7 protein-coding genes and 1 pseudogene are annotated in these 4,990 nt (G+C 36.5%); 4 read left to right on the forward strand and 4 right to left on the reverse strand.

What is annotated here, in order from left to right:
* Positions 1-75: 75 nt before the first annotated feature.
* Both OZD68_RS01645 and OZD68_RS01650 read left to right on the forward strand, forming a co-directional pair.
* A pseudogene (locus tag OZD68_RS01645) lies at positions 76-319 on the forward strand (IS66 family transposase); the annotation flags it as partial.
* A gap of 1 nt (position 320) precedes the next feature.
* Positions 321-455, forward strand: coding sequence for a hypothetical protein (locus OZD68_RS01650; RefSeq protein WP_259366026.1), 135 nt, complete (start codon positions 321-323; stop codon positions 453-455).
* A 138-nt stretch (positions 456-593) separates the two neighbouring features.
* On the opposite strand, the gene rpe is transcribed toward OZD68_RS01650, so the two are convergent.
* Both rpe and OZD68_RS01660 read right to left on the reverse strand, forming a co-directional pair.
* Positions 594-1,274: a ribulose-phosphate 3-epimerase gene (rpe, locus tag OZD68_RS01655; RefSeq protein WP_182309494.1), complete on the reverse strand. Its 681-nt coding sequence runs from the start codon at positions 1,272-1,274 to the stop codon at positions 594-596.
* A gap of 94 nt (positions 1,275-1,368) precedes the next feature.
* Positions 1,369-1,842, reverse strand: coding sequence for a zinc-ribbon domain-containing protein (locus tag OZD68_RS01660; RefSeq protein WP_275008833.1), 474 nt, complete (start codon positions 1,840-1,842; stop codon positions 1,369-1,371).
* Between the two features lie 28 nt (positions 1,843-1,870).
* Here OZD68_RS01660 and dapD point away from each other — a divergent pair, with 28 nt between their 5' ends.
* A complete protein-coding gene (dapD, locus tag OZD68_RS01665) occupies positions 1,871-2,701 on the forward strand; it encodes a 2,3,4,5-tetrahydropyridine-2,6-dicarboxylate N-succinyltransferase (protein ID WP_182309492.1) in 831 nt (276 codons plus the stop codon).
* Positions 2,702-2,707: 6 nt separating this feature from the next.
* On the opposite strand, the gene OZD68_RS01670 is transcribed toward dapD, so the two are convergent.
* Together OZD68_RS01670 and OZD68_RS01675 are read right to left on the reverse strand one after the other, a co-directional pair.
* Positions 2,708-2,992, reverse strand: a complete 285-nt coding sequence (locus OZD68_RS01670; RefSeq protein WP_010962783.1) for a DUF2610 domain-containing protein — start codon at positions 2,990-2,992, stop codon at positions 2,708-2,710.
* Entirely contained in the window at positions 2,993-3,364 is a 372-nt protein-coding gene (locus OZD68_RS01675; protein WP_220468132.1) for a hypothetical protein, read from the reverse strand.
* 101 nt (positions 3,365-3,465) lie between these two features.
* On the opposite strand from OZD68_RS01675, the gene OZD68_RS01680 reads away from it, so the two are divergent.
* Positions 3,466-4,515, forward strand: coding sequence for a class I SAM-dependent methyltransferase (locus OZD68_RS01680; protein ID WP_182309490.1), 1,050 nt, complete (start codon positions 3,466-3,468; stop codon positions 4,513-4,515).
* The last annotated feature ends 475 nt before the right edge of the window (positions 4,516-4,990 follow it).

The following is a 4,990-nucleotide window of genomic DNA, read 5'->3' on the forward strand; positions in this document are numbered from 1 at the left end:
GCTACTGCTCTACCATAGCCATAAGCACATATCTTATCCTATTCGGACTATTGCGAGAAGTGCTATATTACTTGAAGCCTTTTACCTGAAGCAATTGGAGCTTCTCGAGTTGCAAAAAATATTTTGAAATCTGAAAGAATGATGTGGAAATTTTTAGATGACCCAGAAAATATTCCGCTGACAAATAACCATGCTGAACGGCAAATACGGCATTATGTCGTTTATCGCAAAAATTCATATTTTACCCAATCGAAGCGGGGAACTTGAACGGATAATTTCATTATATAGCTCTTTTTACAATAATCCGAACAGACCGTAATATGCTACTGGCCTGCTATAGCCATAAACACATATCTTATCGCATTCGGACTATTATAAGAAAGGCTATACTTGATATGGAAACAAATGGGCTTTCCAAAACCTCTTATCTATCATCTCTCACACCGCTTAGCTGAACGGATACAACCCAAGAAAGGTTTTTTACTTCATACCGCCGCGGTATCTCAGCATAGATTCCGCTAACGAGTAGCGGAATGACGCATTTGTTGTTTTTCAAATTGTAGGTAAACCTAAGCCACTTTAGCTATATAGGGTCACAACAATAGATTTTTAAGATCGTTTACGGCCTTCTTAATATCTTCAGCCTTGAATATCGCCGATCCCGCAACTAAAATATCAGCACCTGCTTTTATTATATCAGCTGCGTTAGAAAAGTTAATTCCACCATCTACTGAAATTTGTGTTTTAAGATTACGCTCCTGTATCATTTTTTTTATAGTAGATATCTTGTTCAACTGTGAATGAATAAATTCCTGCCCTCCAAAGCCAGGGTTGACTGTCATAATCAGCACAATATCTAGCTCATGTATTATATATTCAAGCACACTTGGGGAAGTTGAAGGAACAATTGAAACTCCAACTTGAATCGGTTTTTTTTCGTCGTTTACATTTTTGTATGACTTTATCTTTCTTATCAACCTCTCAAGGTGTATCTCTGCTTCTGCATGTACAGTGATAATATCAGCACCAGCATTTATAAAGCTTTCAATGTGGTTACCAGGAGATTTGACCATTAAATGCACATCAAAAGGAAGATTGCTATATTTACGTATTGCAGACACAACGCTAGGACCAATTGTAATATTTGGAACGAAATTCCCATCCATAACGTCTATGTGTATGTAATCTACACCTAAATCGCTAATTTTTCTTACTTCTTCCCCTAATTTTGCAAAATCTGCTGAAAGTATAGAAGGTGCAATTTTAATACTCATGAGCTGCCTTTTTTGCTAAAAAATAACTTATTTTTAAAACTCTGTCACCCTAAGCACCATCTGAGTAGCTAGAGACCGATATCGGTATGCCTATTTAACTAGATCTTAAATTAGATAAAAAAAGGTAGTCTTGATAAAACTTATTTACAGCAAGTTTTTTTACATTTGGACTTTCTGTTTGTTCTTTTTTGTACCCTAATTTATAGCTTATTGAATCCTTGTATAAACTGATCGTTTTGTATGCTTTGTTCATCTCTCTAGGAAAGATGCCGTTAGCAATTACGACGCATAACCCTGTAGCTGTTGCAAAAGCTAGAGTGGTAAATGCTAGATTTTGTAAAAAATTCCTTCCACTAACTTTTTTTTCCTGTATATTAGCAGAGTGCAATTTGTTTGACACTTCTTCTAGATATTCATGCCATATGTGATTGCAGTTCGTACATTTTACCTTTCTTCCAGATGCACCTATTTGCTTAGGAGATACTAAGTAAGCTTTAGTACAACTATTACATTGTATTTTCATAGCACTTACGTATAAGTAGTAACAAGCCCAAATGATACGAGCCACAAATTTAACATCAATATATATATAACAAATGGAAGGTTTGCAACTAAAAAAAACACAGAGTGAGATAAAAGATATTTGGAAAAATAGAGAAAAATTTAATGACTGTAATCTAAAGAAAACAGCAAGAATAGCAATTAAAGAGGTAATTGAGCTCCTTGATAGTGGCAAAATTAGAGTAGCAGAAAAGCTATCAAGTGGAGAATGGGTAGTACATAAGTGGATAAAGCAAGCAATATTATTACATTTTCTCACTGAAGAAAGCAAAATAATAGACAATACCAATTGCTGGTTTGATAAGATCGGTAACAAGTTTAGTGAATGGAATGAGGGGAAATTTCGCCGGTTAAAAATTAGAGCAGTTCCTGGGTGTTTTGTTCGCCGATCTGCTTATATAGGTACAAATGTTGTTCTAATGCCAAGTTTTATCAACGTTGGTGCATATGTTGATTCAGGAACAATGATAGATACCTGGTCAACGATTGGTAGCTGTGCGCAAATAGGAAAAAACTGTCATATTTCCGGTGGAGTGGGAATAGGTGGAGTTCTTGAGCCTATTCAAGCTTCACCTGTCATTATAGAAGATAATTGCTTTATTGGAGCACGTAGCGAAGTGGCCGAGGGTGTGGTAGTGAGAGAAGGATCAGTCCTTGGCATAGGCGTGTTTATTGGGGCATCAACAAAGATTATTGATAGAGAAACTAGCAAGGTATTTTACGGCGAAGTGCCACCTTATTCTGTAGTGGTACCAGGGTCTATTCCATCTAAAAATAATATTTCAACCTATTGTGCAGTCATAGTAAAAAAAGTGGATGAAAAGACGAGATCGAAAATCTCTATAAATGAAATATTGAGGGATTAAACTATCTTACTCCTTGTCGTCACTTTTTTTATCATTATTACTAACCACAGTAATGGCATACGCGCATAACTCTGAAAAAGAGACTCCATTTTCTTGAGATAGTTTATATAATTTTTGTAGACTTTCTTTTACTTTATTAGGAATATTCCCTCCACGTTCTTTTACAAGCCAGGAATCTTGATGATGAATTGGATGAGCATCACTTTTTGGATTTCCTATATATATTGCAAAAGGTGAACTTTGCCCTTTGAAGTCACATTGTACAGTAAATTTTTTTATAGATTCAGCCATCTAAAGACCTCTACTTTTCTTTTTGGTCGATTTTATAGCAGGTGGAAGAGGTGGTTTCTTTATAAAATCTTGTCTATTGACAAAACTTTCTCTACCTTCCAAAGCTCGGCGAACATCAGCTCTGCTTAATTGCGACTCTTTTGCTACCTTCATTCCATGCTTTGCCATAATATTAGCACATGCTAGTACTTTTTTTACCAATTCTAGATCACCATTTAGCATTTGAACTAGCACTTGAAACACTTCCGCTAAAGTTAGCCCATCAGCATTTATAACCTTGTTTTCTATAAAATTGACAGCTTCTTCAAATTTGTATTCAATACTATCATCTTGAGCTATAAGGGCAACATAATCGGTGTTTTTGTCGTCCATAACTGAAGCACTATTACTCACAAACTTAAGTGTATACTATATATATAAATACTCTACTATTTTATATTATGGCACGCTATAGTTAAACATTTATTAATAACATGCTCACTTATATACACGAATTAATTGACAAAAGTCAAGGATCAATATCCATCAGTGATTTCATGAATGCCGTTTTGTACCATGAAAAATACGGCTATTATACAAGTAAATTACCGCTTGGTAAGGATGGTGATTTTACTACCGCACCTGAGATCAGCCAATTATTTGGTGAAGTAATTGCAGTTTGGATAATGCATACATGGGAAAAATTAGGAAAGCCATCAAAATTTTCTCTAGTTGAACTTGGGCCAGGCAAAGGAACACTCATTCACGATATAATAAGAGTCACTAAAAAATACAGCAGCTTTTTTAATTCAATGTTGATCCACTTAGTTGAAATAAGCCCTACTTTACGGAAGATACAAAAGGAAAAATTAAAAAGCTTAGATGTTAATTGGCACAAAAATATTGACAACCTACCAGAACAACCAACCATTTTTTTAGCAAATGAGTTCTTTGACGCTCTTCCGATAGATCAGTTTGTATATCATGATGAGGGGTGGTATGAAAATATGGTGACAAAACAAGATGATGGCAGTCTCTTGGTGTCATGCCAGTGCGTGACACTGGAATCCAGAAAAAAAGAATCATGGATTCCAGTGTCAGCTACTCAGATGACAAATGGAAAATTTTTTAATGGTGCAGTGGTGGAAATATGTTCAGTTGGGGTTGAAATATTAAAAAAACTTGAGAAGAAAATATATAATAATAAAGGAGCTGCTTTGATTGTAGATTACGGTTATGTATACCCCTCATATAAGAGCACTTTGCAATCGATAAAACAACATAAGTATGCTAATTTTCTTAAGAATGTTGGTAATAGTGATATTACCGCACTTGTAAACTTTCAAGCATTAAAAGATTCATTAAAACACGTAGATTGCGAGATTTTAACTCAAAGGGAATTTTTATATCTTTTTGGCATAAAAGAAAGAACCCAGGCTTTAATGAAAAGCGCAAGTGATGAACAAAAGAATAGGATCTTTAGTGAATTCTTAAGGTTGACTGAAAATATGGGCACTCTTTTTAAAGCAATGCTATTGATATAGCTAACCCAAGAAAGGTTTCCCTACGTCATACCGCCGCGATATCTCAGCATAGATTCCGCTAACGAGTAGCGGAATGACGAGCTTATTGTCATGCCGCCGCGAACCGTCATACCGCGATTCATTCGCGGTATCTCATCAGCTAACAAGCGGCAGTTCTACGTCATACCGCCGTGGTATCTTTTAGCATAGATCCCGCTAACACGTAGCGGGATGACGAGCTTATCGTCATGCTGCCGCGAACCGTCATACCGCCACGAACTGTCATACCACCACGAACCGTCATACCGCGATTCATTCGCGGTATCTCTAGATCCCGCTAATAAGTAGCGGGATAATGGTTGTCTCCTAGCTGTCATCCCAGTACTGGTAGACTCAAATCACAATGCTCGTATAGCTGCAACCCTGGAGGTACTGTTTCTCACCCACTGCAAATATTGCACGGTACTATCCACTTGGTCGTCGTGGCGCGTTTCTG

Origin of the sequence: Wolbachia endosymbiont of Drosophila bicornuta, from assembly GCF_028982105.1 — a bacterium.
In the GTDB taxonomy this organism is placed as follows: Bacteria; Pseudomonadota; Alphaproteobacteria; order Rickettsiales; family Anaplasmataceae; genus Wolbachia; species Wolbachia pipientis.